Source organism: Streptomyces alkaliphilus, from assembly GCF_014141535.1.
Taxonomy (GTDB): domain Bacteria; phylum Actinomycetota; class Actinomycetes; order Streptomycetales; family Streptomycetaceae; genus Streptomyces; species Streptomyces alkaliphilus.
Genome location: NZ_VKHT01000936.1, coordinates 1 through 1,963 on the forward strand (window position 1 = coordinate 1; position 1,963 = coordinate 1,963).

Here is a 1,963-nt window from a genome sequence, read left to right on the forward strand (position 1 = left end):
GCCGCCCACCGCGCCCACGGGTTCCGACGGCGCGGCGCCGCCGCCCCCCGTCCGCTCCCGCCGGGGTCGCCACACCGCCTACTGGCTGCTGCTCCCCGCCGCACTGTGGCTGGCGCTCTTCTTCGTGGCGCCGCTGTTCTACCAGGCGTCGACCTCCTTGCAGACCGGCTCGCTGGAACGCGGCTACACCCTCACCTGGCACGTGGCCAACTACTCCGACGCGCTGTCCGCCTACGGAGGGCATTTCCTGCGCTCCTTCGGTTACGCGGCCGTGGCCACCGTGCTCTGTCTGACGATCGGCTACCCGATCGCCTACCTCATCGCCTTCCGCGCCGGTCGCTGGCGAGGGCTGCTGCTGGTCCTGGTCATCGCGCCGTTCTTCACCAGTTTCCTGATCCGCACCCTCGCCTGGAAGACGATCCTGTCCGACAGCGGCCCGGTGGTCTCCGCGCTCGGTTCGCTCGGCGTCCTCGACGTCACCTCCTGGATCGGCCTGACCTCCGGCGACCGGGTGCTGGCCACTCCGCTGGCCGTCATCTGCGGCCTGACCTACAACTTCCTGCCCTTCATGATCCTGCCGCTGTACGCCTCGTTGGAGCGCATCGACCCCGCGCTGCGGGAGGCGTCCCGGGACCTGTACGCGGGCGCCGCGACCACCTTCCGGAAAGTGGTCTTCCCGCTCTCGCTGCCCGGAGTGGTGGCCGGGACGCTGCTGACCTTCATCCCGGCCTCCGGCGACTACATCAACGCCCAACTCCTGGGATCGCCGAACGAGCAGATGGTCGGCAACGCCATCCAGAAACAGTTCCTCAACGTCCTGGACTACCCGACGGCCGCCGCCATGTCCTTCATCCTCATGGCACTCATCCTGATCATCGTCAGCGTGTACATGCGCCGCACCGGAACCGAGGAGTTGGTCTGATGGGCACCGCCCCCGCTCCGGCCGCGTCGGCCGGCTCGACCGAACCCACCCGAACCGACGGATCCGGCGGCCCCGGCGCCTCCTCCGGGGGCGCCCCGGCCCCGGCCCACCGGCCCCCTCCCGCTCCGGTGGCCTGGCTGCGCCGCAACGCCGTGGTCATCGTCGGTCTGATGGCGCTGGGCTACCTGTTGCTGCCCAACCTGGTCGTCCTGGCCTACTCCTTCAACGACCCGGCGGGCCGCTTCAACCACCAGTGGCAGTCCTTCTCCACCGAGGCGTGGACCAACCCCTGCGCCGTGCCGGAGATGTGCTCCGCGCTCGGACTGAGTCTGCGCATCGCCCTGCTCGCCACCCTGGTGGCCACCGCCTTCGGCACCCTGGCCGCCTTCGCCCTGGTCCGTTACCGCTTCAAGGGGCGGAATCTCGCCCAGTCCCTGATCTTCCTGCCGATGGCGATGCCGGAAGTGGTGATGGCCGCCTCGGTGGGGACGCTCTTCCTCAACATGCGGGTGGAGTTCGGGTTCACCACCATTCTCATCGCGCACATCATGTTCTGCCTCAGCTTCGTGATCGTGGCCGTGAAGGCGCGGGTGGCGAGCATGGATCCGAGGCTGGAGGAGGCCGCGCGCGACCTGTACGCCGGGCCGGTGCAGGCGTTCGTGCGGGTCACCCTGCCGATCGCGGCGCCGGGCATCGCGGCCGGCGCGATGCTCAGCTTCGCCCTGTCCTTCGACGACTTCATCATCACGCAGTTCAACGCCGGGCCATCCACGGTCACCTTCCCGATGTTCGTCTGGGGCGCCGCGCAGCGCGGGGTGCCGGTTCAGGTCAATGTGATCGGCAGCGCCATGTTCATCCTGGCCGTGGTGATCGTCCTGGCGGGGCAGATCCTCGGGCGGCGCCGGGCCGCCCGGGTCTGAACGGACCCCGGAGTCCGCCGATTTTTCGCATTACTGTCATATTTCGTGACTTTCTGTGCTGTTCTGTGCAGTTTTCGGCACCTCGGTGTCCCGATGACCCAACGTCCCGATGTCCCCGCCC

The 1,963-nt window shown here is 68.7% G+C and carries 2 protein-coding genes; both read left to right on the forward strand.

Annotated features, from left to right (window positions below):
- Positions 1-922, forward strand: a 922-nt coding sequence (locus FNQ90_RS21270) for an ABC transporter permease (RefSeq protein WP_182607831.1), incomplete at its 5' end; no start/stop codon positions are given.
- A gap of 128 nt (positions 923-1,050) precedes the next feature.
- Entirely contained in the window at positions 1,051-1,842 is a 792-nt protein-coding gene (locus FNQ90_RS21275; RefSeq protein ID WP_407699413.1) for an ABC transporter permease, read from the forward strand.
- The last annotated feature ends 121 nt before the right edge of the window (positions 1,843-1,963 follow it).